At 66.2% G+C, this 25,514-nt stretch carries 26 protein-coding genes; 14 read left to right on the plus strand and 12 right to left on the minus strand.

Features of this window, described 5'->3' with window-relative positions:
• Positions 1-259: 259 nt before the first annotated feature.
• Positions 260-1,282, minus strand: a complete 1,023-nt coding sequence (locus P0Y52_05135) for a phosphotransferase family protein (protein WEK58924.1) — start codon at positions 1,280-1,282, stop codon at positions 260-262.
• Entirely contained in the window at positions 1,279-2,532 is a 1,254-nt protein-coding gene (locus P0Y52_05140) for an acyl-CoA dehydrogenase family protein (protein WEK58925.1), read from the minus strand. The genes P0Y52_05135 and P0Y52_05140 overlap by 4 nt, the downstream gene beginning before the upstream one ends.
• On the opposite strand from P0Y52_05140, the gene P0Y52_05145 reads away from it, so the two are divergent.
• On the plus strand, positions 2,474-5,020 hold the full coding sequence (locus P0Y52_05145) for a TonB-dependent receptor (GenBank protein WEK58926.1): 2,547 nt from the start codon (positions 2,474-2,476) through the stop codon (positions 5,018-5,020). The two genes, P0Y52_05140 and P0Y52_05145, sit on opposite strands and share 59 nt — an antisense overlap.
• Before the next feature lie 66 nt (positions 5,021-5,086).
• Positions 5,087-6,877, plus strand: coding sequence for an alkaline phosphatase D family protein (locus P0Y52_05150; protein ID WEK58927.1), 1,791 nt, complete (start codon positions 5,087-5,089; stop codon positions 6,875-6,877).
• Between the two features lie 2 nt (positions 6,878-6,879).
• Here P0Y52_05150 and P0Y52_05155 read toward each other — a convergent pair whose 3' ends face one another.
• Positions 6,880-7,473, minus strand: coding sequence for a TetR/AcrR family transcriptional regulator (locus P0Y52_05155; protein ID WEK58928.1), 594 nt, complete (start codon positions 7,471-7,473; stop codon positions 6,880-6,882).
• Positions 7,474-7,659: 186 nt separating this feature from the next.
• On the opposite strand from P0Y52_05155, the gene P0Y52_05160 reads away from it, so the two are divergent.
• Positions 7,660-8,838, plus strand: coding sequence for a Xaa-Pro peptidase family protein (locus tag P0Y52_05160; protein ID WEK58929.1), 1,179 nt, complete (start codon positions 7,660-7,662; stop codon positions 8,836-8,838).
• 98 nt (positions 8,839-8,936) lie between these two features.
• On the plus strand, positions 8,937-10,256 hold the full coding sequence (locus P0Y52_05165) for an Hsp70 family protein (GenBank protein ID WEK58930.1): 1,320 nt from the start codon (positions 8,937-8,939) through the stop codon (positions 10,254-10,256).
• A 7-nt stretch (positions 10,257-10,263) separates the two neighbouring features.
• Here the strand turns inward: P0Y52_05165 and P0Y52_05170 are convergent, their stop codons facing one another.
• Positions 10,264-10,911, minus strand: coding sequence for a glutathione S-transferase family protein (locus tag P0Y52_05170; protein WEK58931.1), 648 nt, complete (start codon positions 10,909-10,911; stop codon positions 10,264-10,266).
• Between the two features lie 204 nt (positions 10,912-11,115).
• Between P0Y52_05170 and P0Y52_05175 the strand changes: the two genes are divergently transcribed.
• Complete coding sequence (locus P0Y52_05175) at positions 11,116-11,469, plus strand: ArsC family reductase (GenBank protein ID WEK58932.1); 354 nt, start codon at positions 11,116-11,118, stop codon at positions 11,467-11,469.
• On the opposite strand, the gene P0Y52_05180 is transcribed toward P0Y52_05175, so the two are convergent.
• Positions 11,466-11,705 (minus strand): DUF2188 domain-containing protein, encoded by a 240-nt coding sequence (locus tag P0Y52_05180; GenBank protein WEK58933.1) that lies wholly within the window; start codon positions 11,703-11,705, stop codon positions 11,466-11,468. The two genes, P0Y52_05175 and P0Y52_05180, sit on opposite strands and share 4 nt — an antisense overlap.
• A 10-nt stretch (positions 11,706-11,715) precedes the next feature.
• The gene (locus P0Y52_05185; protein ID WEK58934.1) at positions 11,716-12,210 is read right to left on the minus strand and encodes a hypothetical protein; all 495 of its coding nucleotides are present in this window, start codon (positions 12,208-12,210) and stop codon (positions 11,716-11,718) included.
• Positions 12,211-12,416: 206 nt separating this feature from the next.
• Between P0Y52_05185 and P0Y52_05190 the strand changes: the two genes are divergently transcribed.
• From P0Y52_05190 to der, 9 genes are all read left to right on the plus strand, one after another.
• Positions 12,417-12,836 carry a hypothetical protein gene (locus P0Y52_05190; protein ID WEK58935.1) on the plus strand — a complete coding sequence of 140 codons (420 nt, stop codon included), beginning with the start codon at positions 12,417-12,419 and terminating at the stop codon, positions 12,834-12,836.
• 27 nt (positions 12,837-12,863) lie between these two features.
• Positions 12,864-13,391: an RNA polymerase sigma factor gene (locus P0Y52_05195; protein ID WEK58936.1), complete on the plus strand. Its 528-nt coding sequence runs from the start codon at positions 12,864-12,866 to the stop codon at positions 13,389-13,391.
• Positions 13,381-13,677 (plus strand): hypothetical protein, encoded by a 297-nt coding sequence (locus tag P0Y52_05200; protein WEK58937.1) that lies wholly within the window; start codon positions 13,381-13,383, stop codon positions 13,675-13,677. The genes P0Y52_05195 and P0Y52_05200 overlap by 11 nt, the downstream gene beginning before the upstream one ends.
• A 119-nt stretch (positions 13,678-13,796) precedes the next feature.
• A complete protein-coding gene (locus P0Y52_05205) occupies positions 13,797-14,174 on the plus strand; it encodes a DUF6249 domain-containing protein (protein ID WEK58938.1) in 378 nt (125 codons plus the stop codon).
• A gap of 25 nt (positions 14,175-14,199) precedes the next feature.
• The gene (locus P0Y52_05210; protein WEK58939.1) at positions 14,200-14,757 is read left to right on the plus strand and encodes an RNA polymerase sigma factor; all 558 of its coding nucleotides are present in this window, start codon (positions 14,200-14,202) and stop codon (positions 14,755-14,757) included.
• Entirely contained in the window at positions 14,747-15,172 is a 426-nt protein-coding gene (locus tag P0Y52_05215) for a hypothetical protein (protein ID WEK58940.1), read from the plus strand. Before P0Y52_05210 ends, P0Y52_05215 begins: the two co-directional genes overlap by 11 nt.
• Before the next feature lie 202 nt (positions 15,173-15,374).
• Positions 15,375-16,109 (plus strand): tetratricopeptide repeat protein, encoded by a 735-nt coding sequence (locus tag P0Y52_05220; protein ID WEK58941.1) that lies wholly within the window; start codon positions 15,375-15,377, stop codon positions 16,107-16,109.
• A 23-nt stretch (positions 16,110-16,132) separates the two neighbouring features.
• A complete protein-coding gene (locus tag P0Y52_05225; protein ID WEK58942.1) occupies positions 16,133-17,554 on the plus strand; it encodes a PQQ-like beta-propeller repeat protein in 1,422 nt (473 codons plus the stop codon).
• 32 nt (positions 17,555-17,586) lie between these two features.
• Positions 17,587-19,212, plus strand: a complete 1,626-nt coding sequence (der, locus tag P0Y52_05230; protein ID WEK58943.1) for a ribosome biogenesis GTPase Der — start codon at positions 17,587-17,589, stop codon at positions 19,210-19,212.
• A 98-nt stretch (positions 19,213-19,310) separates the two neighbouring features.
• On the opposite strand, the gene P0Y52_05235 is transcribed toward der, so the two are convergent.
• The 6 genes from P0Y52_05235 to radA all read right to left on the minus strand — a co-directional run bounded on the left by P0Y52_05235 (position 19,311) and on the right by radA (position 25,362).
• Complete coding sequence (locus tag P0Y52_05235; GenBank protein ID WEK58944.1) at positions 19,311-20,651, minus strand: O-antigen ligase; 1,341 nt, start codon at positions 20,649-20,651, stop codon at positions 19,311-19,313.
• 10 nt (positions 20,652-20,661) lie between these two features.
• Positions 20,662-21,423 carry an SDR family NAD(P)-dependent oxidoreductase gene (locus P0Y52_05240; protein WEK58945.1) on the minus strand — a complete coding sequence of 254 codons (762 nt, stop codon included), beginning with the start codon at positions 21,421-21,423 and terminating at the stop codon, positions 20,662-20,664.
• 43 nt (positions 21,424-21,466) lie between these two features.
• Positions 21,467-21,808, minus strand: coding sequence for a VOC family protein (locus P0Y52_05245; protein ID WEK58946.1), 342 nt, complete (start codon positions 21,806-21,808; stop codon positions 21,467-21,469).
• A gap of 6 nt (positions 21,809-21,814) precedes the next feature.
• A complete protein-coding gene (gene purF, locus P0Y52_05250; protein WEK58947.1) occupies positions 21,815-23,320 on the minus strand; it encodes an amidophosphoribosyltransferase in 1,506 nt (501 codons plus the stop codon).
• A gap of 82 nt (positions 23,321-23,402) precedes the next feature.
• Complete coding sequence (locus tag P0Y52_05255) at positions 23,403-23,939, minus strand: CvpA family protein (GenBank protein ID WEK58948.1); 537 nt, start codon at positions 23,937-23,939, stop codon at positions 23,403-23,405.
• A 49-nt stretch (positions 23,940-23,988) separates the two neighbouring features.
• Complete coding sequence (gene radA, locus P0Y52_05260) at positions 23,989-25,362, minus strand: DNA repair protein RadA (protein ID WEK58949.1); 1,374 nt, start codon at positions 25,360-25,362, stop codon at positions 23,989-23,991.
• Between the last annotated feature and the right edge of the window lie 152 nt (positions 25,363-25,514).

Consider the following 25,514-nt stretch of genomic DNA (forward strand, 5'->3'; position numbering starts at 1 on the left):
TTTGATGCGCGCTTCGGGGTTGGAAAAGTTCGACGGGCTGGCGTGTCAGCGACAGGCGGCGGGAAGGGGAAGTAGGAATAAGAAGTCGGCAACGGCTGGGCCCAGATTGGACGCCAGATCATTGCCAGTGTCGGCTTTCCACGCTGTTTCGACATCGCCTCCGCAGGCGCTCATAGATCACTGACCTTGCCAGTCCTTCCGAGCCTTTCCGGGGGTCTTTGGTAGTCTTGAAGCGCCGGCGGTCGGACCGGCTGCCGGCTTAAAAGTCGGCCCCGGCTAGGCGGGCCTCTCTACAGGCTGCATGGGCCAGGGGCGACAGCATCGCGACGGTGTCGGCGGCCTTGGGGTTCGACGCGTTTCCGGTCTGCATTCGCTTCTTGACGCCCTGAATGATCCCGACCAGGCGGAACAGGTTGAAGGCGAAATACCAGTGCAGATCCGGCAGGTCGTCGCGTCCGGTTTGGACGCAGTATCGGCGCGTGATCTGGTCCAGCGTCGGGATTCCGGTCGCGGAGAAGTCCGTGCCGTTCAGGCCGGAGCGTCCGTCTGCGGGCAGAATCCAGTTCATGGCCAGATAGGCGAAATCGGCCAGGGGATCGCCCAATGTCGCCAGTTCCCAGTCCAGCACGGCCCTGACCGTCATGGCGTCGGGCGCGTAGATCAGATTGTCGATGCGATAGTCGCCGTGGATGATTGAGGTTCGCGTCTGTTCTGGGATGGTGCGCGGCAGGAACTCGATCAGGGCTTCGACCTCGGACAGGTCGTCGGTCTGGGCGGCGCGGTACTGTTTGGTCCAGCGGCTGACCTGACGTTCGAAATAGTTGCCAGGCCGTCCGAAGTCGTCAAGGTCGAGAGCCTGGTAGTCCAGCGTATGCAGGGCGGCCAGCGCATCGACCATGGCCTCATAACCCTGGCGTCTTTCGTCGGGCGACAGGTCGGGCAGGGCGCCGTTCCAGAAGGTGCGGCCTTCGACCATCTCCATGACGTAGAATTCGGCGCCGATGACGACCTCATCCCGACACAGGGCAAGGGGCTTGGGGACGGGATAGCCTGCCGAGGATAGGGCGGAAATCAACCTGTGTTCCCGATCCACGGCATGGGCCGAGGGCAGGAGGTCGCCAAAGGGGCGGCGGCGCAGGACATAGGCCTGGCCATCGACGGTCATCCTGTAGGTCGGGTTTGACTGACCGCCGGGGAACTTGTCCAGCGCAAGGGCTGTCTGCGCCGTTGGCAGAAGGGTCGCCAGCCAGTCCGCCAGCCGCGCGGTGTCGATGTCGCTCACTGGCCAGTCTCCGCATAGCGAGCGAACTCGGCGCGGGCGATGGCGCGGGCATGAACCTCGTCGGGACCGTCCGCAAAGCGCAGGGTGCGGATATTGGCCCACATGGCCGCCAGCTCGAAGTCCTGCGAGACACCGGCCCCGCCATGGGCCTGGATGGCGTCGTCGATGATGCGCAGCGCCATGGTCGGCGCCTGCACCTTGATCATGGCGATCTCATCCCGGGCGGCCTTGTTGCCCGTACGGTCCATCATGTCGGCGGCCTTCAGGCAGAGCAGACGGGTCATTTCGATATCGATCCGTGCGCGGGCGATCCGCTCTTCCCAGACCGAGTGTTCGCCGAGCCGCTTGCCGAAGGCTGTGCGCGACAGCAGGCGACGCGCCATGGCCTCCAGAGCTTCCTCGGCGGCGCCGATGGTCCGCATGCAGTGGTGGATGCGGCCGGGGCCCAGGCGCCCCTGGGCGATTTCGAACCCTCGACCCTCACCCAGCAGGATGTTGGCGGCGGGTACGCGCACGTTCGTCAGGGTGATCTCCATGTGACCGTGCGGGGCATGGTCGTAGCCATAGACGGTGAGGGCGCGCTCGACCGTCACCCCAGGGGCGTCCAGCGGGACCAGGATCATCGACTGCTGGCGATGGGGCTTCTCGCCGGGATCGGTCTTGCCCATGACGATGGCGACCTTGCAGCGCGGATCGCCGGCGCCGGACGACCACCATTTCCGGCCGTTGATCACATAGTCGTCGCCGTCGCGGCGAATGTCGGTCTGGATATTGGTGGCGTCCGATGAGGCGACCGCCGGCTCGGTCATGAGGAAGGCCGATCGGATTTCGCCCTGCATCAGCGGCGTCAGCCATCGGTGTTTCTGTTCGAGCGTGCCGTAGCGGTGCAGCACCTCCATGTTGCCTGTGTCGGGCGCGGAGCAGTTGAACACTTCGCTGGCCCAGTCGATGCGCCCCATCTCCTCGGCGCAGAGGGCGTATTCCAGATTGGTCAGGCGCTCGCCGGTGAATTCGAAATCGTCGTCGGCTTCGGTCATGCCCGCTGGAGCCGGCGGCATGAACAGGTTCCACAGTCCGGCGGCGCGAGCCTCGGTCTTGAGTGTTTCGATTGAGGGAAGGGGGGCGGTCCAGCGGTCGCCGCCGGCGATTTCGGCATGAACCGCGGGCACGCGCGGGCGGACCTTGTCATTCATGAAGGCGCGGACGCGCCCTTGGAATGCGCGTTCGCGTGAGGTCGGGCTGAAGTCCATCTTTGCGTCTCCTCAATCGTCAAAAGCGTGTCGTTCGGACTGGCCGCCCGATTGCGAAAACGATGTTTGCCAACTTGCAACGAGCGTGTCACATATTTTCGGTACACCAGCGAGCCGTAAATGGCCGGGCGATGTCGAAGGGCATCGAGTGTTTCGGGAGGAACCGTTAGCTATGAAGAAATCCTGCCTATTGGCGGCGACCATGCTTTGGGGGGCGGGGTCCGCCTATGCGCAGTCGCAACCGCAGACGTCGCCTGTTCCTGAGCCGGCTTCGGAAGTCGGAGAGATCATCGTGACGGCGCAGAAGCGCACGCAGCGAATCTCCGAAGTGCCCATGTCGATCAGCGCCTATGACGGCGCGACGCTGGAGCGGCTGGGGGCGACCGAGCTCGACCGTGTCGCCCAGATGACGCCGGGACTGGTGATCCAGTTGCAGGACCGTCTTTTGCCGGGCATCTCGCTGCGAGGCATCACGTCGGACGATACCTCTCCGGCGGCTGAGCCGCGGGTGGCGCTGTTTCAGGACGGGGTTCCGATTACTCAGATCGCTTCGGCTTACGGCGAGATGTTCGATGTGGATCGGGTTGAGGTCGAGAAGGGGCCGCAGTCGACCCTGCATGGCCGCTCGGCGTTGAACGGCGGTATTTCCATCTTCCAGAAAATGCCGGGCGACACCCTTGGGCTGGAGGCCAAGGCGGGCGCCGGAGACCATGGCCAGCGGTTGTTGCAGGCCGTGGTCAACATCCCCGTCAGCGACAGCTTCGGTCTGCGTTTCGGCGCGTTGACGCGGCAGAGAGACGGCTTTCTGAAGGACACGCAGGGCGGAACCTACAACAGCGTTGACGGCCAGGCCTATCGTCTGACGGCGCGCTACATGCCCAATGACGTCTTCAGCTTCCGCTTCGCGGGGACCTATGACGTCGATGATACGGACAGCGGCGGTGCTTTCAAATCCAACGTCTTCGCCCCTCGCAACCAGCAAACTGGCGCTCTGGAAGGCGATCGTCGCTTCTGGACGCCTACTCATCTGAGCACTTTCGGCGACCTGGCGCAGGCCTATAGCCGACGCGAGATCGTCGGGCTGAGCGGGACCTCGGATCTGACCCTGACGGATCGTCTCGATCTGACCGCGATCAGCGGCTACCGCTGGTACACGGCCTGTCAGGCGGGCGACATCGACGGCACGCCGACCAACATCATCGCCTATGATCTGTGCAACGACGGCGAGCAGTTCTCACAGGAAGTTCGCCTCAACATTCGACGCTCTGGCCCGCTCGAGGGCTTTGTCGGCGCCAGCTATTTCACCGCCAGCAACGCCCAGGCGACGGACCTTGGGGCCGATGAGCGCGCCATGGCGTTGCTATTGTCGGGAGTGCTGCATCGCTATGCGCCGAACGGCCTGACGAACAACCAGATCAACGCCGCCCTGGGCGCGGCTGCGGCCAACTACAAGCCCTTCCACCTGGATCGCCGGCGCCAGACCGCAGATATCGAGACCTATGATCTGTTCGCGGATGGGACCTTCCACCTGTCCGGCCGCCTCCAGGCCTTTGTCGGCGGCCGCCTGACCTGGGACGACAAGGCGGTCTCGATGCAGGTGAGCACCCCGGCGGGCGTATCGCGCCTGACGGGCGCGGCCCTGTTGATGACCATGACGCCGGGTGGCGCAGTTGTCAGGGGCAGCCATTCCTCCAGCCTGACGACAGGTCGTGCAGGGGTCAGGTATGCGCTGACGCCTGATGTGAACGTCTATGCGGTTTATGGCGTTGGAAAGCGTCCGGAGGGGATCGATCTGGACCCGTCCGGCGGGGCCAGAATCCTGCCTGCCGAGGAGTTGGCGTCGGCCGAAGTCGGCGTCAAATACCGGCTCTTCGATGGAGCTTTGTTCGGCGACGCCTCGGTTTATCGCTTCGACTACTCGAACTTCCAGACCTTCCAGCGCAATGGCGATCGTCTTGAGCCGGTGAATGCCGGAGCGGCTGAGGCGACCGGCTTCGAAACCCAGGCAACCTGGCGGCTCGCGGGCGGCCTGTCCCTGTTTGGAAGCTATGCCTACAATCATGCTCGATTCAGCGGCGGCGCCTATGACGGCAACCGTTTCCGCAACAGCCCTGACAACAAGTACGCCGTGGGGGCAAATGCAGTCATCCCGACCGACCTGGGGGAGTTCACCATAACGCCTGTCTACAGTTGGCAGTCAAAGATCTTCTTCTCTGACGACAATGATCGCGCCGATCTTCAGGTTCGTTCGCGGCCGGCGTTTTCGGACAAGTCGGTCGACGAATATCAGGACGCTTTCGGCCTATTCAATCTTCGCATCAACTTCACGCCCGAGCGCGGCAGCTGGTCCTTCACCGTCTTTGGCGAGAACCTGCTGGATGAGAAATACGTCGTGGACGCCGGGAATACCGGGGATTCCTTCGGCATGCCGACCTTTATCGTGGGATCGCGCCGCAACGTTCGGTTCGAGGTCAGCGCCCGATTCTGATGACAACGGGCGGCCGGGCGCGGCGTCTGCGCTGCGTTCGCCGCCCTTTCCTCAAGGAACAGAAACATGAAACTAGACCGACGCGCGGCCCTTGGCCTTGTCGGCTTGGCCGCCTGTGCGGCGACCGCGGGGCAGGCGGCGGCGGCTTCCAACGAGCCGGCTGATTTTCTGCACGGCGTCGCTTCGGGCGATCCTCTGCGGGACCGGGTTATTGTGTGGACTCGAGCCACGCCCCGAAGCGCTGACGCCGCCGCCGTTTCCGTGGAATGGGAGTTGGCCGAGGATGCAGACTTTCAGCGTGGTGTCCGCCGCGGCGTGGTCACGACGAACAGCGCCCGCGACTTCACCGTCAAGGTCGATGTGACTGGGCTGCGGCCGAATACTGAATATCTCTATCGCTTCCGCTGCGGCGATCAGGTTTCGGCGACGGGCCGCGCGCGCACCCTGCCGGTGGGGCGGGTGTCGGAAATGGTTTTGGCGGTGGCGTCCTGCTCGCTCTATTCGACCGGCTTCTTCAACGCCTATCGCGACATCGCCGAACTTGAGCGTGTCGACCTGGTGCTGCACCTGGGCGACTATATCTACGAGTACGGGGGCGGGCCTGACCAGCTGGGCATGAGCATTGGCCAGAAAATCGGCCGTGCGCCCACGCCGGCGCATGAAGCGCGCACCTTGGCCGACTATCGCGAGCGGCACGCCTGCTACAAGCTGGACGCCGATCTGCAGGCGGCGCACGCTCGGGCGCCGTGGATTTGCGTCTGGGACGATCACGAGACGGCCAACGACGCCTGGAGCGGCGGGGCCCAGAACCATCAGGCTGAAGATGGCGTGTGGAGCGACCGCCGCGACGCCGCTGTTCGCGCCTTCTATGAGTGGATTCCCATTCGCGAGCCTGAGCCCGGCGCCTCCTTGCTGGCGATCAACCGCACCTTCGAGCTGGGCGATCTGGCGACCTTGATCATGGTCGAAAATCGTTTCCTCGGTCGGGATCGTCAGATCAATCTGCGTAATCCCGCGGATGTGACGTGGAATGCGGTGGATCTGAGTAACCCGGATCAGCCTGTCGTGATCACCGATCCGGCTCTGAGGCGCGAAATCCTGACGGCGTTCAGTCAGGGGCGACCGGCGCTGGCGCCCTATGGAGTGAGGATCGATCCCGCCTCCATCCTCCGTTCCATTTCCCGGCCTGAGCGCAGCGTCTACGGCGTCGCCCAGGAGGCGTGGCTGCGTGATCGTCTCGAAGGCTCGGTCAAAGCTGGGAAACCCTGGCAGGTCATCGGCAATCAGATGGTCATGGCGCGCACGACCGGCGCGGACATCGTCGGCTTCATGGGTAAGGCGCGGTGGGCGCAGGCCTTCGAACAGGCGTCCCCGATCCTGCGACCCTGGCTTCAGCAGTTGGAGACCCTGCCGACAGACGTGCCTTTCGAATTCGACGGATGGGATTCTTACCCCGCGGCCCGCGCCCGCATGGATCGCATGTTCGTCGAAACGGGCAGCCGTCCATTGGTCCTGTCGGGCGACAGTCATGCCTTTTGGGTCAGTGAACTGCACGATGCCGAGGATCGGCGTGTCGCCGCTGAGGTGGGGGTCACGGCTATCACCAGCAGCAGCCTGGGAAATATGTTGGGCGATGTGGAGTTGGGGGCGGCCTTTTCCGAAGCCTGTCCCGAGGTGCGCTTCTGTCAGCACCTGACCAAGGGCTACGGCCTTGTGACCTTGCGGGCGGACGAAGCCCGGATCGACCTGATCGGCGTGAGCACGGTACGTCAGCGCGACTATCAGCGGTTTGTCCTGAAGTCGTATCGCGTTCGCCCGAATCTGTCGGGCGGGGTTGGGCCTGTCGAGGAGGTCTGAGCCTAGGGGCGGTCGTCGCTGCCGATAGGCAACATGGCGATCGCCCTGTCCACCAAGGCGTCGATCTGCTGGGGCGTCAGTTGGATCGGCCGAAAGGTCAGATGGTAGACCACGCTGCCCAGAAGCGTGTGAGTCACGAACTGCAGTTGTTCGATGTCGGCCTTCGGGGCCAGACGTCTGAACTGGCGAATATAATAGGGTTCGGTCGATTTGAGGTGGATGTCGAGAATATCGGCCACTTCTGGCGAGCGCCGCGCCAACGAGGCGATGTGGAGAATGGCGGCCGGGCGCGCGTCAGAGAGGTAGGCCACAGCCGTATCCACCAAGGCATGCAGGGCGTCGCGCGGGGCGGTTTCCTCGTCGATGATCGGGGCGAACGACAACAGGGTTTCGCGCAAAACCGAGGCCACGAGCTCTGCCTTTGACGCATGCCGTCGATAGATGGTGGCGCGGTTGCATCCGACTTCACTGGCCACGGCATCAAAAGTCAGAGCATCATAACCGCGTTCTGACAAAACGTTCCATGTCGCAATTGCGATTTGGCGACTTTTTTCCAAGTCGATAGGGCGTCCGCGCGCCTTCTTTTGCTCGGTCAAGGATGAGTCTCCATTTGAGATCGTGATGATATTATTAATAAAAATTCAAATCAAATAAAGCTTTCTCATTTGCCTTAATGTTGATTATCCCTGCATGTCGTGATCCCGATTTGAGGATTGGCGCGTCCAGCCCCGCACCGGCCTGGAGCGTCTTGCTTCCATCCACATCCCGGATAGGCGTCGACCATGACATTTTCCGCCCCTGCCGCCGCCCCTATCTCCGCCGATGAGCGGCGCACGCGCCTGGAGGCCATGGCCGCGCGCTTGCGGGCGGAAGGCCTCGCGGCCCTGTTGCTCGGGCCGACACGGTCGTTACGCTATTTCACGGGGCTGGACTGGCATCCGTCGGAGCGGCTGACCGCGGCCCTGATCCATGCGGATGGACGGCTGGAGTACATCTGTCCCCAGTTCGAACGGGACAAGATCAGGGGGCTGACTGCGGCGGCGAACGCGGTGGCCGGCGACATCTTCACCTGGGAAGAAGATGAGAGCCCTTATGCGCAGGTGGCGACCCGGCTGTCGCCAGACGGTCGGCTGGCCGTTGACGATCAGGCGGCGGCCTTCATCTGGCTGGGCCTCAGCCGGAGGCTGGGCGCGGATCGCGTGACCGACGGCGGCGCCCTGATCACCGCTCAGCGTAGCCTGAAGTCGCCGGCGGAGATCGCGCTTCTGATCCGGGCCAAGGCCATCACCCTGGAGGTGCAGCGTCGTACGCGGCATTGGCTGCAGGCCGGGGTGCTGACGTCCGAGGTCAAGCGGTTCATCGACGCCGAGCATCGCAAGCTGGGCGGCGAGGGCGGCTCGTCCTTCTGTCTCGTCTCTTTCGGCGACGACACCTGCCTGCCGCACGGCGGCGAGGGCGACCGGGCGTTGAAGGTCGATGACGTGGTGCTGATCGACACGGGCGCCTTGATGGATGGTTATCACTCCGACATCACGCGCACCTATGTCTTCGGGACGCCCAGCGACGACTTCCGTCGGGTCTGGAACCACGAGAAGCAGGCCCAGGCGCGGGCCTTTGAGGCGGCGCGCCTGGGGGCGTCGTGCGAGAGCGTGGATGCGGGCGCGCGCGACTACCTGACCGGCCTTGGCTATGGCCCGGACTACCAGCTGCCCGGTTTGCCGCATCGCACCGGCCACGGAGTCGGTCTGGACATCCACGAGGCGCCCAACCTGGTGCGCGGCGATGCGACCCTGCTTCAACCTGGAATGTGCTTCTCCAACGAGCCGATGCTGGTCATTCCCGGCCGCTTCGGCGTTCGCCTGGAAGATCATTTCTATATGGACGACAGAGGGCCGGTCTGGTTCACCCCGCCGTCGCACAGTCTGGATGACCCGTTCGGCGAAAACGTCGCCGCGGGATGATGACGCCCCTCGGATGACGGTTCGCAGTCCAGTCGCCCTTGACGCCAGCCGGCAGGGGGCTAGGAACCGCGACCGCTCCCCCCGCAGGTTCTCCTCCTATGACGTCCGCGACCCCCGCCACCATCGGCATTGACTTCGGCACGACCAATACGGTGGTGTCGCTGACGCACGGCGACGGCCCCGCGACCCTGGTGCGGTTCCAGGTCGAGGAGAAGGACCTGTTCGCCTTCCGCTCGGCGCTGAGCTTCCAACTGCACGAAGCGCGCGACGGCGGCTCGCCCGAGCGGGTGATCGAGGCCGGCCCCTGGGCCATCGACGCCTATGTCGAGGACCCGCTGGACACCCGCTTCATCCAGTCGTTCAAGACCTTCGCCGCCAGCGCCGCCTTCACCGAGACGCGCATCGACAACCGCCGCTATCGCTTCGAGGACCTGCTGTCGGCCTTCCTTTTGCGGCTGAAGCACCATGCCGACGGGGCGATGGACGATCTGCCGCCGCGCATCATCGTCGGCCGTCCCGTCACCTTCGCCGGCGGCAATCCCAACGAGGCCCTGGCGCTGGAACGCTATGAGGCGGCGTTCGCCCGTCTGGGCTTCACCGACATCCGCTACGCCTACGAACCCGTCGGCGCGGCCTTCTTCTTTGCGCGCGAACTGAAACAGGACGCCAATGTCCTGGTCGCCGACTTCGGCGGCGGCACCAGCGACTTTTCCATCGTGCGGTTCGAGCGGGCCGACGGCGCGCTGAAGTCCACGCCTCTGGCCCGGTCGGGCGTGGGCGTGGCGGGCGACGCCTTCGACTATCGGATCATCGACCAGCTGGTCTCGCCGGAACTGGGCAAGGGCAGCCTTTACCGGGCCTTTGATAACCGCCTGCCGATCCCGCAGCGCTACTACAGCGCCTTTGCGCGCTGGGACCAACTGGCCCTGTTGCGCGCGTCCAAGGACATGCGCGACATTCGTGGCCTGGCCTCCACCGCGCTGGAGCCCGAGAAGATCGAACGCCTGATCGAGGTGCTGGACGACAACCACGGCTACGCCCTCTACCGCGCCGTCTCGGGTCTGAAAGAGGCCCTGTCGCGGGACGAGGAGGCGGTCTTCTCCTTTGTCGCCGGATCGGTGCGGATCGAGAAGCCGGTCAAACGCACGGACTTCGAGGGCTGGATCGCGCCCGAGCTTCAGGCCATGGAGGCCGCCGTCGACGAAGCCATGGCTCAGTCGGGTCTGGAGGGGACGCAGATCGACCGCGTCTTCCTGACCGGCGGCACCTCCTTCGTCCCGGCGGTGCGCGACATCTTCATCCGCCGCTTCGGCGCCGACCGCATAGAGACCGGCGGCGAGTTCGAATCCATCGCCTCGGGGCTGGCCCTGATCGGGCGTGAAGCCGATCTGGACCTGTGGAGCCAGAAGGCGGCCTGATCGCGCGTCAGTCCCGATCCGGCGCGCCCAGCGGAAAATAGGAACGGTAGGGCCGCGCCTCGTCCACCGCCCGCGCCATCGACGGCCGGGCCAGCAGCCGGGCGCGATAGGCCTTCAGCGTCGCGAACCGGTCGTCGATAGGATGCGACCAGTCGGCGTAGAAGAGCGCGGGCGCGGCGGCGCAGTCGGCCAGGCTGAAGCCGTGATCAGTCGCCCATTCCCGCCCCGCCAGCCGTTCGTCCAGCCAGGCGTAGGCGGTGGCCAGCATCCGCTTCGCCTCGGCCACGCCATAGGGATCGCGGTCGCCCTCGGGCCGCAGAGCGTCAGCCACCAGCTTCTGCTGCGGGCTCGAGACATAGTGATCGAACACCCGGTCCATCATCCGCACCTCGACCGCATCGGCGGGATCGGCAGGGATCAGGCGCACCGGGCCGAGATGATGCACGGCCAGGTGCTCGATGATGCCGGTGGCCTCGACGACGGTGCGCTCGCCGTCCTGCAATACCGGGAACTTGCGCACTGGCCACAGCGCCGTCAGTTCCGCGAAGGCGGCCTCGCCCTCGAGCAGTTCGAAGGCAAACGGCGTGTCGTTCTCATACAGCGCGATCAGCGCCTTCTGGCAGAAGGACGAAAAGGGGTGGGCGTAGAGCTTCATGCGCGTCTCCTTCAGCGGAAGTGCCAAATGTCCTCGACGGGTGGGAAGCGGAAGATTTCAGCAGTAGGTCTGCGACCTTACAAGCGGCGCCCGAATAGGTCCGCAACGGGTCGCGAGCGGATATTCGCTTCCAGCCACACTGCGGAATTTGACCCCTCCGCCTCGCGATGCCAGATCGCGGCTCAGTTTTGCGAGGAGCGCCCCATGGCCATCACCCTGTACGGCATCAAGGCCTGCGACACGATGAAGAAGGCGCGGGTCTGGCTGGATGATAACGGCGTGGACTACGCCTTCCACGACTACAAGGTCGCCGGCGCGAACAAGGCCGATCTGGAACGCTGGATCGCCGAGCATGGCTGGGAGACGGTGCTGAACCGCGCCGGGACCACCTTCCGCAAGCTGCCGGACGCGGACAAGGCCGACCTGAACGCTGACAAGGCTGTGGCCTTGATGCTGGCCCAGCCGTCGATGATCAAGCGGCCGGTGCTGGACCTGGGCGACGGGCGGACGCTGGTCGGCTTCAAGCCTGAACGCTACGCCGAGGCCTTCGCAGCCTAGTCCTCGACCTCGGTTTCCGGGCGGTCATGGCCGTCGGCGCGTTCGGTGATCCACTGGCCCGAACTGTCCTCGAACTCGATCCATGAGGTGCGGTCCGGCACCTGCTGCTCGCGCGACACGGCGACGGCGGCGGCGCGGGCGGCGTCATGCGTGGCGAAGGTCTCGGAGAAGCTGTCGCCCAGCTTGTAGGCCCAGCCCCCGTCGTGGGGGACGATGCGATAGATGATGCGGGTCACGCGGTTTCCTTTACGCGAGGGCCACCGCCGACAGGCGACGACGGCGGGACAGGAGTTGCAGGGTCACGCCCAGGATCAGCAGGACCAGAACGGTCAGCTGGAAGCCGACGACCAGAGGGTCCTCGACGCCCGAGGCGACGGGATCGCCCGCCGGCAGCCGGGTCAGGGTCTCGGTGACGCTGGGCAGCAGCAGGGTGAAGTAGGAGACGCTCAGCGCGATGGTCTCGATCGACCAGCGATAGCGGATCAGGGGCTTGATGAAGCCGACCGTCGCCCCGACCGTCAGGGAGATCAGGCTGAGCGCCGCCACGGCGGCCCCCGGCGGGGTGCGGATGACGAAAATGGCCGAGATGGCGCCGATGAACATGAAGAACAGATAGGCCTTGCCCAGCCGCGTGGCGGGGTCGATCCGGCCGTGCATCAGCAGCAGGATCAGGCCGATGGGCACGGCGGGCAGGCTGCCGAGCGTATGAAACCAGCCCAGCGCAGACAGTTGGGGCAGCATGGCGACACCTCAGGGTCAGGAGGAAGGATCAAGGCCACTGCACGCGCGAACAACGCCGCACCGTCAGCGTTGATCGACCGGGGGGCGCTGTCGAGTCACGCTGTGGTGACAAAATGCGAAGTCGCCCGCATCCATTTCCGCGTTCGGCGACGACTACTCTATGAAAGCGCAGGGGCGATGGTCGCCGAGGCGCAGGGGTAAGAGCGATGGAAAGCCTGTTTCGTGACTTCTGGTGGCTGATGTTTCCGCTGGCGTGGATCGTCGGCGGGGGCGTGTCGAGCTTCTTTCGTTATCGCCGACAGAAGGACGCGCTGGACCTGATGCGCACCTACGCCGAGCGCGGGCAGGAGCCGCCCGAGGTCTTGTTGAAGATGGTCGGTGAGGCGGAGAAGGACGTCGATCTCTGGGACACGACCGGGCGGTCGTCGTCCTGTGCTCGTCGACCGGCGAACTACTGGTCGCTGTTTGGGCTGTTCTTCGCCCTGGCGGTCGGTTTTGCGGCGACCGGATATTTTACCGGCATCGACGGCGGCAGCGGCGCCTTCATGGTCGTGGGCGTCACCATGGGCGCCGTGGCGATCTGGGCGCTGATCAACGCCATCGCACGGCAGGACGGACGCTCCTGAGCGGCGCGCGCCGGGGGGCGGACGATCATGACCGATGCGGAACTGGCCGCGCAGGCGCGAGCGGGATCGGACACGGCCTTCACCCGCCTGATCGAGCGGCATCAGGCGGCGGTGCGGGGGTTCCTGCGCCGCACCCTGGGCGGGGGCTGGGCCGAGGCGGACGATGTGGCGCAGGAGGCCATCCTGACCGCCTGGCGTTCCCTGCATCGACTGAAGGACGTTTCGAGCTTTCGCAGCTGGCTTCTGGGCATAGCTTGGCGGCGGGCGCAGGACCGCATTCGCGCCTCCCGGCGCGGCGCGGCGCGGGAGGCCGCGTGGCTGGAGACCCTGGAGGCGCCGAGCGGCGTCTCGCCCGCCGAGCGGTTGGCCCTGGCCCAGGCCATGGCGGGATTGACGCCGGATGTGCGGGCCTGCGTCGCCCTGTGCCTGGCCGACGGCTGGTCGCACGCCGAGACGGCGCTGGCCCTGTCCTTGCCTTTGGGCACGGTGAAGTCCCATGTTGCACGCGGTCGCGCGCGTCTGTTCGAGGCGCTGGGAGGCTCCGATGACGCCTGAACAGAAGCTGGCGGCGATCTTCGCCCAACAGGCCGCGCCCGCGCGCGACCTGGTCTTCATGGCGGTCGTGGCCCAGAGGATCGCGCGGCGTCGCGCCGTCCTGTCGGTCCTGGCGGGTCTGCCCTGGGCGCTGGTGGCGGCAGTGGTGCTGTGGGCCCTGCAACCTGTATTGCAAAGGGTCTGGACCGGGGGCAGCGAATTGGCCCCGGTGCTGGGGATGCTGGGTCTGAGCGCCGTCGCCCTGGCGGCGGCCTTCGAGGCGGTGCGCCGTCTGACGCCGGGCTGAGCCACCTTACAAAGAGTTCATGCCGGGGCCTGCATCTGATCGGTGCGATCACCGCCTCTTGTTATCAGAAGGCCGCAGCGTCACGCTCGGCTCCAACATTTCAAGAAGGGGCGAAACCCATGGCCGAAGAATTCATTCCCATCGCGTTTTTCATCATGATCGGCGCGATCGTGCTTGTGCCAGCCTGGCTGAAGAGCAAGGAGCGCAAGGAGATGCAGGCGACGCTGCGCTCGGCGATCGAGAGGGGCCAGCCGCTGCCGCCCGAAGTCATCGACGCGCTCAGCAAGGAAAACATCAAGCCGCCGGCGACCGCGTCTCGCGACCTGCGCGTCGGGGTCATCCTGCTGGCGGTCAGCCTCGGCTTCGCGCTCTTTGGCTATGCGGTCAGCTTCGCCGAGATGGACGCCTTCTATCCGCTGGTCGGCATCGCCGCCGTGCCCGGCATGATCGGTCTGGCCTTCATCGTCTTGAGCGTCTTCAACAAGAACAAGGGCTGAGGGGCGACGGGGAGGGGGGACCGTCATGGCCAAGCCTTTACGCGACCTGCATGATGTCGAGCTCGCCGCCCTGTCGGCGGCGGGCGGGCGTCGCGAGTTCGGAGAGTTGGTGCGTCGCCACAGTCCGGCGGTGCGCGGGTTGCTGCGTCGGATGGGGGCGCAGCCCGCTCTCGCCGACGACGTGGCTCAGGACGCCTTTCTCTTGGCGTTCGAGAAGTGCGCCGAGTTTCGGGGCGAGGGGACGTTCGGCGCCTGGATCAAGCGTATCGCTGCGCGCCTGTATCTGAAGCGTCGCTCGAAGGACGCCCGCTATGTGGCCGAGATCGAGAACGACGAGGTCGCACCCCATGTCGACAGCGCCGGGCGCGTGGATCTGGACGAGGCGATGAAGGGGCTGACCGAGCCGGAACGCCTGTGCGTCTCCCTGTGTCACGGGGCGGGCCTGTCCCATCCCGAAATCGCGGCCGCCATTAATTTGCCGCTTGGAACGGTGAAATCTCATGTCAAGCGTGGTCTGGATAAACTTCGGGCCCGGCTCCAGCCGGAACCGGTTGCTCACGGGAGCGCATCCCATGTCGGTTGATGAATTCGATCCAGCTATCGAACGCCTGTTCGCGCGGGCGCCCGGCTTCGCCGATTCGGCCCAGTTCGAGGCCGGCGTGGCGGCGAAACTGTCGAAAACCTCGCGGTTCCGCACCGTGGCTCTTTCGGTCGCTGGCCTGGTCGGGGGGCTCATCGCGGTCCGTGAGGTCCTGAACGTCAATTTCAACTTCACCGAGTCGTCGGCGTCCGCTTCGACGGGCGCTGAACCTGTCGCGCAGGGTCTGAGCATGGCGGGTGTGGACGCGGGTCTGGCTGTCCAGTCCCTGCTGGATCGGCTGGGGCTGAGCGGCCTGGACATGAGCGCCATGGGCGGGATGCAGATGTTCTGGGCCACAGCCGGGGTGCTGGTCGCCCTGTTGGCGGCGGGCGTCGTTAAGCTGTCCCAGGAAATCTGACCGCCGTTTTCCTGCCGAAGTCACGACCTACTGCTGAAATTTCGGGTCGTGGCGCGAACGCCTGCGTTGCGGGCGCGGCGACGACCCTCTAGGGTCGCGCCGGTTTAGCGACCAGTCTTGGCAGCGGTTTTTGGGGCGACGTTTCGTGGTTGATGTCTTCGAACAAGTCGAGGAGGAGCTTCGCTCCGATCGATACAATCGTATGGCCCGCACCTGGCTGCCGATCGGCGCGGGCTTGCTGGCGGTCGCCCTGGTCGCCGCCCTGGCCTGGTGGGGCTGGCAGAGCTATCAGACCAATCAGGCCGATAAGGCCTCGGCCGCTTATGACCGCGGCATGACCGCGCTTCAGGCCAACAACCCGTCGGGCGCCGACGCCGCCTTCGCCGAGGCCGCCAAGTCTGGCAATGGCGCCTACAAGGCCCTGGCCCTGATGCAGCAGGCCGGAATCGCCGTCTCGGCCAACAAGACCGATGACGCGGTCAAGCTGTTCGACGACGCCGCCAAGGCCGCGGGCGATCCGATCATCGCCGACGCCGCCGCGCTGAAGGCCGCCTTCCTGGTCATGGACACGGCCCCGCTGGCCGACATCCAGAAGCGTCTGGAACCTCTGGCGAAAGACAAGCGTCCGCTGCACGCCTTCGCCCAGGAAGCCCAGGCCATGGCCCTGCTGCAACACGGCAAGACCGCCGACGCCCGCCAGATCTTCGTCCAGCTGCAACTGGGCCAGGACGTGCCTGATTCGATTCGCCAGCGCGCCCAAGCGGGGGTTCAGGCGGTTGATTCCGGCACCGCCGCCGGACTCGCCGCCATTGTGAAAGCCGCCGCCGCGACGCCGGCGCCCGTCATTGCGCCGGCGCCCGCCGCCGCCCAGGCTCAAGCCCCGGCCCAAGCTCAGGCCCCCGCTGCAGAGGCGGCGCCCGCCGCCGCTCGCCCGTAATCGCCGCTTTCAGGACGCCATCCATGAACCGTACGCTGAAAGTCGCCCTGCTGTGCGGCCTCGCCCTGACCGTCGCTTCTTGCGGCACGGTGCGCAACGCCCTGCCGTTCGGTCTGGGCAAGGCCAAGGAGGATGTCGCCAAGGCGACCGAGGGGCAACGCATCTCGATCCTGGAATTCGAGCAACAACTGGCGCCGTCGGCCGCCCTGTCGGGGCGTGACTTCTTCCTGCCGGGCCCGCAGGCCGCCACGGCCTGGACCCAGCCCGGCGGCAACGCCGAGAACGCGGTGGAACACGTCATCGCGGCGCCTGACTTCACCGTCGCGTGGAAGCGCAACATCGGCGCCGGCTCCAGCGATACGCGTCAGGTCATGGCTCCGGTCGTGGCGGACAACGGCAAGGTCTTCGTGCTGGACGGCGAGGCCGGCGTCACCGCCGTCGATGCTGGTTCCGGCGCTGTGTTGTGGAAAGCCGACGTCAAGGTCGAGGAACACGACAAGGGTTCGCGCTTCCTGGGCATCGGCTTCGGCGGCGGCGCGGGCGGCGGCGGCTTTGGCGGCGGCGTGGCCGTCAGCGACGGCAAGGTCTTCGTCTCCTCGGGCTATCGCACCATGACGGCGCTGGACGCTGCGACGGGCGCCGTCCTGTGGCGTTCGACGGTCGACCTGCCGATCCACGGCGCGCCGACGGTGGCGGGACAGCGCGTCTTTGTCATCGACGTCGACAACCAACTGATCGCCTTCAACACCAATACGGGTCAGCAGGACTGGTCCTATCGCGGCATCACCGAGCCGGCCCGCATCATGCGCGCCGCCAGCCCGGCGGTCAGCGGCGATACGGTCATCGCGCCCTTCTCCTCGGGCGAGCTGGTGGCCCTTCGCGCGTCGAACGGTCAGCCTGTGTGGCAAGAGGTCCTGTCGCGCACCAGCCGCACCAGCGCCCTGTCCGAGATTCGCGACATCGCCGGTCGCCCCGTCATCAGCCGCGGCTCGGTCTACGCCATCAGCCATTCCGGCGTCCTGCAGTCGATGGATATCCGTTCGGGCCAGCCGAAATGGTCGCTGCCGGTCGCGGGCGTCAACGCGCCCCTGCCGGTCGGCGACGTGGTCTATGTCGTGTCCAAGGCCGGTGAACTGACCGTGGTCAACCGCGAGAACGGTCAGGTCTACTGGACCCGCGATCTGAACGAGGGTCGCGTCCGCAAGGAGGGCGGCGTCCTCGGCTTCGGCAAGCGCACGGTGCGTCCGACCTGGTCGGGCCCGATTCTGGCGTCCAACCGTCTGGTTCTGGTCAATTCGGACGGCGAGGCCGTGGCCTTTGATCCGAAAACCGGCGCCCAGCAAGCCAGCCTCAAACTGGGCGCAGCCGCCTATATCGCTCCCGCCGCCTACAACGGCGCGCTCTATGTCCTGACGGACAAGGGCGAACTGGTCAGCATCCGCTGACCTTTTCTCTGTTTTTGAGTTAGAAAGCCGACATGGCTCTAAAAGTCGCCATCGTCGGCCGGCCCAACGTGGGCAAGTCGACACTGTTCAACCGACTCGTCGGCAAGCGTTTGGCGCTTGTCGATGATCGCCCGGGCGTGACCCGTGACCGTCGCTATGCCGACGGCAATATCGGCGACATGGATCTGACGCTGATCGACACGGCCGGCTACGAAGACGTCACCGACGACAGCCTGGAAGCCCGGATGCGCGAGCAGACCGAGGCCGCGCTGGACGACGCCGAAGTGGTCATGTTCATGATGGATGCCCGCGAGGGCGTGACGTCGCTGGACCGCATCTTCGCCGAGCGTCTGCGCAAGGTGCACAAGCCGATCATCCTGCTGGCCAACAAGTCCGAAAGCCGCGAGAGCGGCGGCGGCGTCGGCGAAGCCCACGCTTTGGGCTTTGGCGAGCCGGTCGCCATCTCGGCCGAGCACGGCGAGGGCATGGCCGATCTGTATCAGGCCCTGCTGGCGGCTTCGGCCGACATCTTCATCGAAGAGATCGACGAACCGGACAAGCCGATCCGCATCGCCATCATCGGTCGCCCCAATGCGGGCAAGTCGACGCTGATCAACCGGATGCTGGGCGAAGACCGGCTGCTGACCGGCCCCGAGGCGGGGATCACCCGCGACTCCATCTCGGTCGACTGGGAATACGAAGGCAAGGCGATCCGCTTCGTCGACACCGCCGGGATGCGCCGCAAGGCGCGCGTCCAGGAGAAGCTGGAAAAGCTGTCGGTCGCCGACACCATCCGCGCCATTACCTTCGCCGAGGTGGTCGTGCTGGTGATGGACAAGGACGACGCCTTCGACACCCAGGACCTGCAGTTGGCCGACCTGGTCGAACGCGAAGGCCGCGCCCTGGTCTATGTCGCGTCCAAGTGGGACCTGGAAGAAGAGCCGCAGGCCAAGATGGCAGAGCTCAAGTCCTTGGCCGAAAACAAGCTGCCGCAGCTGAAGGGCTCGCCCTTCGTCGCCCTGTCGTCGCACAACGGTCGCGGCGTCGAGCGGCTGATGCCGGCCATCATCAAGGCCTATGAAACCTGGTCGGTGAAGGTCAAGACCAAGGACCTGAACACCTGGCTGGCCATGGCCACGCAGAGGCATCCGCCGCCCGCCGTCAACGGCAAGCGCGTGAAGCCTAAATACATGGCCCAGACCAAGGCCCGTCCGCCGACGTTCGTGCTGATGGCCAGCCGCGCCTCGGACATGCCGGAGCACTATCAGCGCTATCTGGTGAACAGCCTGCGTGAAAGCTTCGACCTGCCCGGCACCCCGATCCGCCTGACGGTCAAGTCGGGCGCGCCAAACCCCTATGCCGAGGGCGGCGCCAAATCCGGTCCCGAACGCTACAAGGGCACGGCCAAGACCGCGCCGCGCAAGGTGCTCAAGGCCGAGAAGGCCGCTGAGGCCCTGTCCAACCTGCCCGGCAAGGCGCTGGAACAGAAGAAGTCGGGCATCAAGCCCAAGGTCAAGGCGCTGGGCGGTCTGAAAGCCAGTTCCAGCAAGAAGGCTGGTCAGTCCATCGCGATCCAGAAGGGCGCCCGTGGCGGTGCGCGTCAGGTCTCGCGTTCGGGCCGGGTCCGCACCGGCCAGAAGCACGCGCCGAAGAAGTAGGCCGCCGTCACAGGCAGCCAGGGTTGAAGGGCGAGCGGTCGGCGACGACGGCTCGCCCTTCTGCTTTGCGGCCTTGGCCGTTATGATCGCAGTCGGGGTTAGCGCGCGGTTCCGCGCGCCCGTGCGCCCAAGGGGACGACGCGGGGCGGGGCGTCCTGATCGCCGATGACCGCCTTGAGCGCCAGGGCCACGATCAGGACCCAGCGCAGGCTGTGCCAGTTCATGGTGATGCTCTCGGTGAGCATGGTCAGGGAGTAGGCGGTCATCATCGGCATCAGCAACCAGCCGGAGGGCCGGGTATAGGCGGCCCACAACGAACGCCCCCACATCTCGATGAACCAGGCCGCCAGCAGGATAATGCCGGGTATGCCGAGCGCCAGATAGACCTCCATCCAGCCGCTGTGGGCGTGTGCGGCGCTGAACTTGGCCTCATAGGTGATCCAGGCGTGGGCGCCGCCAGGCGAGGTGTCGTCCCAGACCGCGCCATAGCCGAAGCCGGTCCAGGGACGCTGCTCCATCTGATGCATGATGGCGGCCCAGATCTGGGTGCGACCGGTCAGGGTGGCGTCCTTGCCCAGCAGGTCGAACAACAGATCGCTGCGCATGGTGATGAGCAGAATGGCGGCGCAGGCGACCACGACGGCCAGCCAAGTGCCGACCACGGCGCGCTTGGGGCCTGCCTTGACCAGGGCGACGAAGCCCATGCTGGCGAAGGACAGGATCAGCACCACCAGGCCAGTCTTGGAGGTAGACAGGATGACCAGCATGGCCGCGACGGCCGCCAGGACCAGCCACAGCCGCCGTCGCGCAGGGACCATGACGGCTGCTGCGACCATGAACAGGGCGGCCAGGCCCATGTTCTCGCCCAAGGCGTTCTTTTCCAGCCAGAGGCCGCGCCAGGCGCCGGGGAAGATCTCGTGCATCCGTCCCCAGTCGGGCATCAGGGCGCCGAGGAAGAGGGAGGCGAGCATCATCACCGCCATGGCCGTAGCGAAGATCTCGGTCAGGGTGGCCCAGCGCCAGCGGGAGGCCAGGGCGACGCCGCCCAGGGTCGTGAACAGCAGGGCCAGAACTCTGCGCAGCGTCACATCGGGCGAGACCGACCACATGAAGGAGGCCGCGGTCAGGGCCAGCAGCAGGAGCATCAGCGGCGAGCGGGCCAGAGCCTGAAGCGCTACGCCTGGTCGGGTCAGGACCAGACCGACCGCCAGGGCATAGGCCGGATAATAGCCGTTGCGCAGGAAGTCGGCCGAACGCGCGCCATAACCTGTCATGGGCGCGGCCCAGGACTGGGAATAGATCAGGACGATCAGGACGGAGGCCAGAAAGGCCAGGATCTCCGCATAGGGCCGCGCGCGGGCCACGGGGGCCGGGCGCGACGCGCGAACGGTTTGCGCCGTCGGTCCTGAAAGTCGCGCCCCCGACGACTGGATCGACATGGCCGTGGTCCTAGACCGGAGCGCCGGCCGACTGACCCTGCTTCCAATCCTTGAAGCTGACGGTCAGGGGCGGGGTCAGGTCGGGGCGGGCCAGTTCGACCATCAGGGGGCCGATCTCGGACGGATGGGGCAGGATCTCGGGGTCTTCGCCGGGGAAGGCCTGGGCGCGCAACTGGGTGCGCATCCGGCTCGGATCGACGATGGCGGCGCGGACGGGCGTGCTTTCGATTTCGTCGGCCCAGCATTTGACCAGGGCCTCGGCCCCGGCCTTGGTGGCCGCATACATGCCCCAGAAGGCGCGCGGGGCAGTGGCGACGCTGGTGGTCAGATAGATGGCGCGACCGGCGTCAGAGGCGCGCAGCAGCGGCTCCAGCGAGCGGATCAGACGATAGACGCCGGTGAAGTTGATCTTCTCGACCTTGGCGAACTCGCGGGGTTCAGCGTGAGCGACCGGCGTCAGACCCGACGGGCCCATCGTGGCGGCGGCCTGAACCCAGATGTCCAGCTTGCCGAACCGCTCGAACAGGGCGCCGCCCAGACGGTCGATGGCCCCGCCATCCACCAGATCGAAAGGGATCAGCGTGGCGTGGCGACCCGTGGCCGCAAAGATGGCGTCGTCCAACTCTTCCAGACCGCCTTGCGTGCGGGCCGTCGCCACGACATGAGCGCCGGCCTTTGCCAGGGCCAGGGCGGTCTCATAGCCGATGCCGCGCGAGGCGCCGACGACCAGAGCAATACGGTTGGCGAGGGGAAGAGAAGCGTGTTCGGACATGGTGCGCTGATAGCGCGACCCGTCGTCGGGCGAAAGGCTCAGTTCAATAGCCCGGCGCGGGCTGCCACAGGCTGAAGCTGACGCCCTGATCGTCGGCGACGATGGCGGACAGGCCCGACGGGCTTTGCGACGGCATGGCCGCGTGTCCGCCCAGCTCTCTCACGCGGGCGCAGGTCGCGTGAATGTCGTCCACGCGGAAATACAGATGCGGAAAGGCCCGGTGCTCGCCCTTGGTGATTCCGAATGCCGGTTCGGAATCCCTGACATGGGCGTAGGTCGGGTGCGAGGCGTCTTCGTCGAACGTCCAACCGAACAGACCCGCGTAGAAGGCGCGGGCCTTTTCGATGTCAGGTGTGTCGAGCGTGAAGTAGCCGAGCTGGATCATCCCGCCTTAAGCGGTCACCAGCAGGGAAAGTTGCGAACCGCGTGCGTCGCGGCCGCCTTCCTCGATTTCGCGGTCCACCAGACGGGTCGGATAGTCGCCCGTGAAATAGTGGTCCGTGAACTGCGGCTGGGCGGGATCGCGCGGACCCACGCCCATGGCGTCATAGAGGCCGTCGATGGATAGGAAGCCCAGCGAGTCGACCTCCAGGATGGCGCGCATCTCGTCCATCGTGTGGGTCGCCGCCATCAGCTGCGTCCGCTCGGGCATGTCGATGCCGTAGAAATCGGGGAAGAGGATCTGCGGGCTGGCCGAGCGCAGGTGGACCTCCTTGGCGCCCGCCGCGCGCACGGCGCGAACCAGCTTCAGCGAAGTGGTGCCGCGCACGATCGAGTCGTCGATCAGCACGACGCGCTTGCCTTCCAGCGCGGCGCGGTTGGGGCTGTGCTTCATGCGCACGCCCTTCTGCCGGGCGCCCTGGCTGGGTTGGATGAAGGTGCGGCCCAGATAGTGGCTGCGGATGATGCCCATTTCGTAGGGGATGCCGCTTTCCTGGGCATAGCCCAGGGCTGCGGGAACGCCGGAGTCCGGCACCGGCACGACCACGTCGGCCTCGACCTGGAACTCGCGCGCCAGACGACGGCCCATTTCCTTGCGGACATTATAAACCGAGCGGCCGTTCACGATGCTGTCGGGGCGGGCGAAGTAGACGTATTCGAACAGGCAGGGTCGGGCGGCGCGGGCGGGGAAGGGCTTGATCGAGGTCAGGCCGTCCTCGTCGATGACGACCACTTCGCCATGCTCGACGTCGCGGATGAAGGTGGCGCCGATGGTGTCCAGAGCGCAGGTCTCGGACGCCAGCACCCAGGCCTCGCCGACCTTGCCCAGCACCAGGGGGCGAATGCCCAGCGGATCGCGGGCGCCGATCATCTTGAAGCGGGTCTGGGCGACCAGGGCGTAGCCGCCCTCGATCCGGCCCAGGGCGTCGATGAAGCGCTCGACGATCTTGGCCTTACGGCTGCGGGCGATCAGGTGAAGGATGGCCTCGGAGTCCGAGGTGGACTGGAAGATGGCGCCTTCCGACACAAGCTGCGCATGCAGGTGTTTGAAATTCGTCAGGTTGCCGTTGTGGGCGATGGCGATGCCGCCCTGGTCCAGATCGGCGAACATCGGCTGGATGTTGCGCAGGAAGCTGCCGCCGGCGGTGGAATAGCGGGTGTGGCCGACCGCGGCGCCGCCGGGCAGGCGGGTGGTCAGCTCGGCATTGCCGAAGGCCTCGCCGACGAGGCCCTGATGGCGCTCGGTATAGAAGCGGTCTTCAAAGACGCTGGCGATGCCGCAGGCTTCCTGACCGCGATGCTGCAGGGCGTGCAGGCCCAGGGCCACGATAGACGACGCTTCGTTCTCGGGCGCCCCCCAGACGCCGCAGACGCCGCACTCCAGACGGAGCTGGTCATCCTCCGGCTCGCGCCAGTGTTCGCGGTGAACGATGGGATCGGCGATATGGTGGCGCATCGTCAGGCTCCGATGACCGGGAACAGGGTAACTCAGGCGGTGGCGCCGCGCACGTAGTCCGCTATTGGGGCTGGGGCAAGGCTCATTGATCCGAAAACCCTTCGCGGACGGAAGATCCGACGACCGGTGTTAGGGCGTCGGCGCCTTTTCCCAGCGTCGGCAGCACGATCTGGATGACCTCGGCGGCCTTGGCGCTGACCGGAGCCAGGGCGGCGTCGGTCAGCCAGCGCGGGGGATTGTCGGTCATCACGCCCATGATGGTCAGGTGGGCGCCGCCGATCAGGGCCAGGGCCCTCACCAGCCCGAGGGCCAGACCAAAGGTCTGATCGAAGACGCCGAGCGTGTTCCCGCGCGCCCCCTTGGAAATAGCCGAGCCGAGGAAGCGCAGGCCGAAATAGAGAATCAGAAACGTCAGGCCCACGGCCAGCACGGACCCGGCCCAGTCGGGATCGACCAGCGACCGCCCGAACGGCGCGGTCCAGGGCAGGGTGATCAGGGCCAGCAAGCCGGCCAGAAAGAAGCTGAACAGAGCCGTCAGCTCGCGCACGCCGCCCCGGAACCAGCCAGCGGCGCCGGAGGCCAGAAGCACAAGGATGACAAAGACGTCGTAGCCGGTCACGCGAACTAGGGTCCTTGGAAGAAGGGGGCGCTGGGGGGCAGAAGCCGCCTCAGTAGCGGTTTTGAGAGATTCGCTCGACCACCTCGGTCAGCAGCCCGGCGGTTGTCAGCGCCACGTCGCCTTTTTTGACCTTGTCCTTGGCCTGGGCCGGGGCCAGGGCGCGGTCGAAGCCGAGCTTTTTCGCCTCTCTCAGCCGGGCTTCGGCGCGATTGACGGCGCGAACCTCGCCCGACAGGCCGATCTCGCCGAAGACGACGCAACCCTGCGGCAGGGGCTTGTCCAGGGCGGAACTGATCAGGGCGGCGGCGGCGGCCAGGTCGGCGGCGGGCTCGCTGATCCGCAGGCCCCCGGCGATGTTCAGATAGACGTCCTTGTCGCCGAAGCCGAGACCACAGCGCGCTTCCAGTACGGCGAGCAGCATGGCGAGGCGACCATTGTCCCAGCCGACGACCGCGCGTCTTGGCGTGCCGTATGCGGAGGGGGCTACAAGTGCCTGAATTTCCACCAGAACTGGCCGCGATCCTTCGATTCCTGCGAAGACGGCGGCGCCGGGCGCGCGGTCCTTGCCTTCGCCGAGGAAGAGGGCTGACGGGTTGGTGACTTCGCGCAGGCCGACGTCGCTCATCTCGAAGACGCCGATTTCGTCGGTGGCCCCGAAACGGTTCTTGCCCGCGCGCAGGATGCGGAAGGGATAGCCGCGCTCGCCCTCGAAGCTGAGTACGGCGTCGACCATGTGCTCGACCACGCGCGGCCCGGCGATCTGGCCGTCCTTGGTGACGTGGCCGACCAGGATGATGGCGGGGCCGCCATCCTTGGCCAGCCGCACCAGTTCGGCGGCGCAGGCGCGGACCTGCGTGACGGAGCCCGGCCCGGCTTCGTGGGCGTCGGACCACAGGGTCTGGATGGAATCGATGATGACTATGTCGAACTTGTCGCGCTTCAGCGTCGTCAGGATTTCGCGCAGGGCCGTGGCCGAGGCCAGGGACACGGCGGCGTCGGCCACCCCCATGCGCTTGGCGCGGGCGCGGATCTGCTCGATGGCCTCTTCGCCCGAGATATAGGCCACGCGGGCGCCGTTGCGCGCCGCCTTGGCCGTGACCTCCAGCAGCAGGGTCGACTTGCCCACGCCGGGATCGCCGCCCAGCAGGATGGCCGAGCCGGGCACCACGCCGCCGCCGCAGACGCGGTCGAACTCGGTCACGCCGGTGACGATGCGCGGCGGCTCGGGGGTGTCGGATTGCAGGGTTTCGAATTGAAGCCCGCGCCCGCGCGCTGTGGAGGCGGGCTTCATCGCGCCGGGCGGGGCTGACTTGGACTCCTCGGACAGGCAGTTCCACTCGCCGCAGCCGGAGCATTGCCCCGCCCACTTGTTGTGAACCGCCCCGCAGGACTGACAGACATAGAGAAGGGTGTCGCGCGCCATGACCCTGACCTAGCAGGAATCGCGGCGCGGGCGAGTGGGGATGCGCAGGTCTGCGTCCGGGTCTGACGCAGGGCGAGGTGCGCGGGTTGCATTGCCACTCATATGCCCGTCATCCTGCCAAGCTATAGCGTCGTTACGACTCACCCCCGCCG

Source organism: Candidatus Brevundimonas phytovorans (genome assembly GCA_029203145.1).
GTDB lineage: Bacteria > Pseudomonadota > Alphaproteobacteria > Caulobacterales > Caulobacteraceae > Brevundimonas > Brevundimonas phytovorans.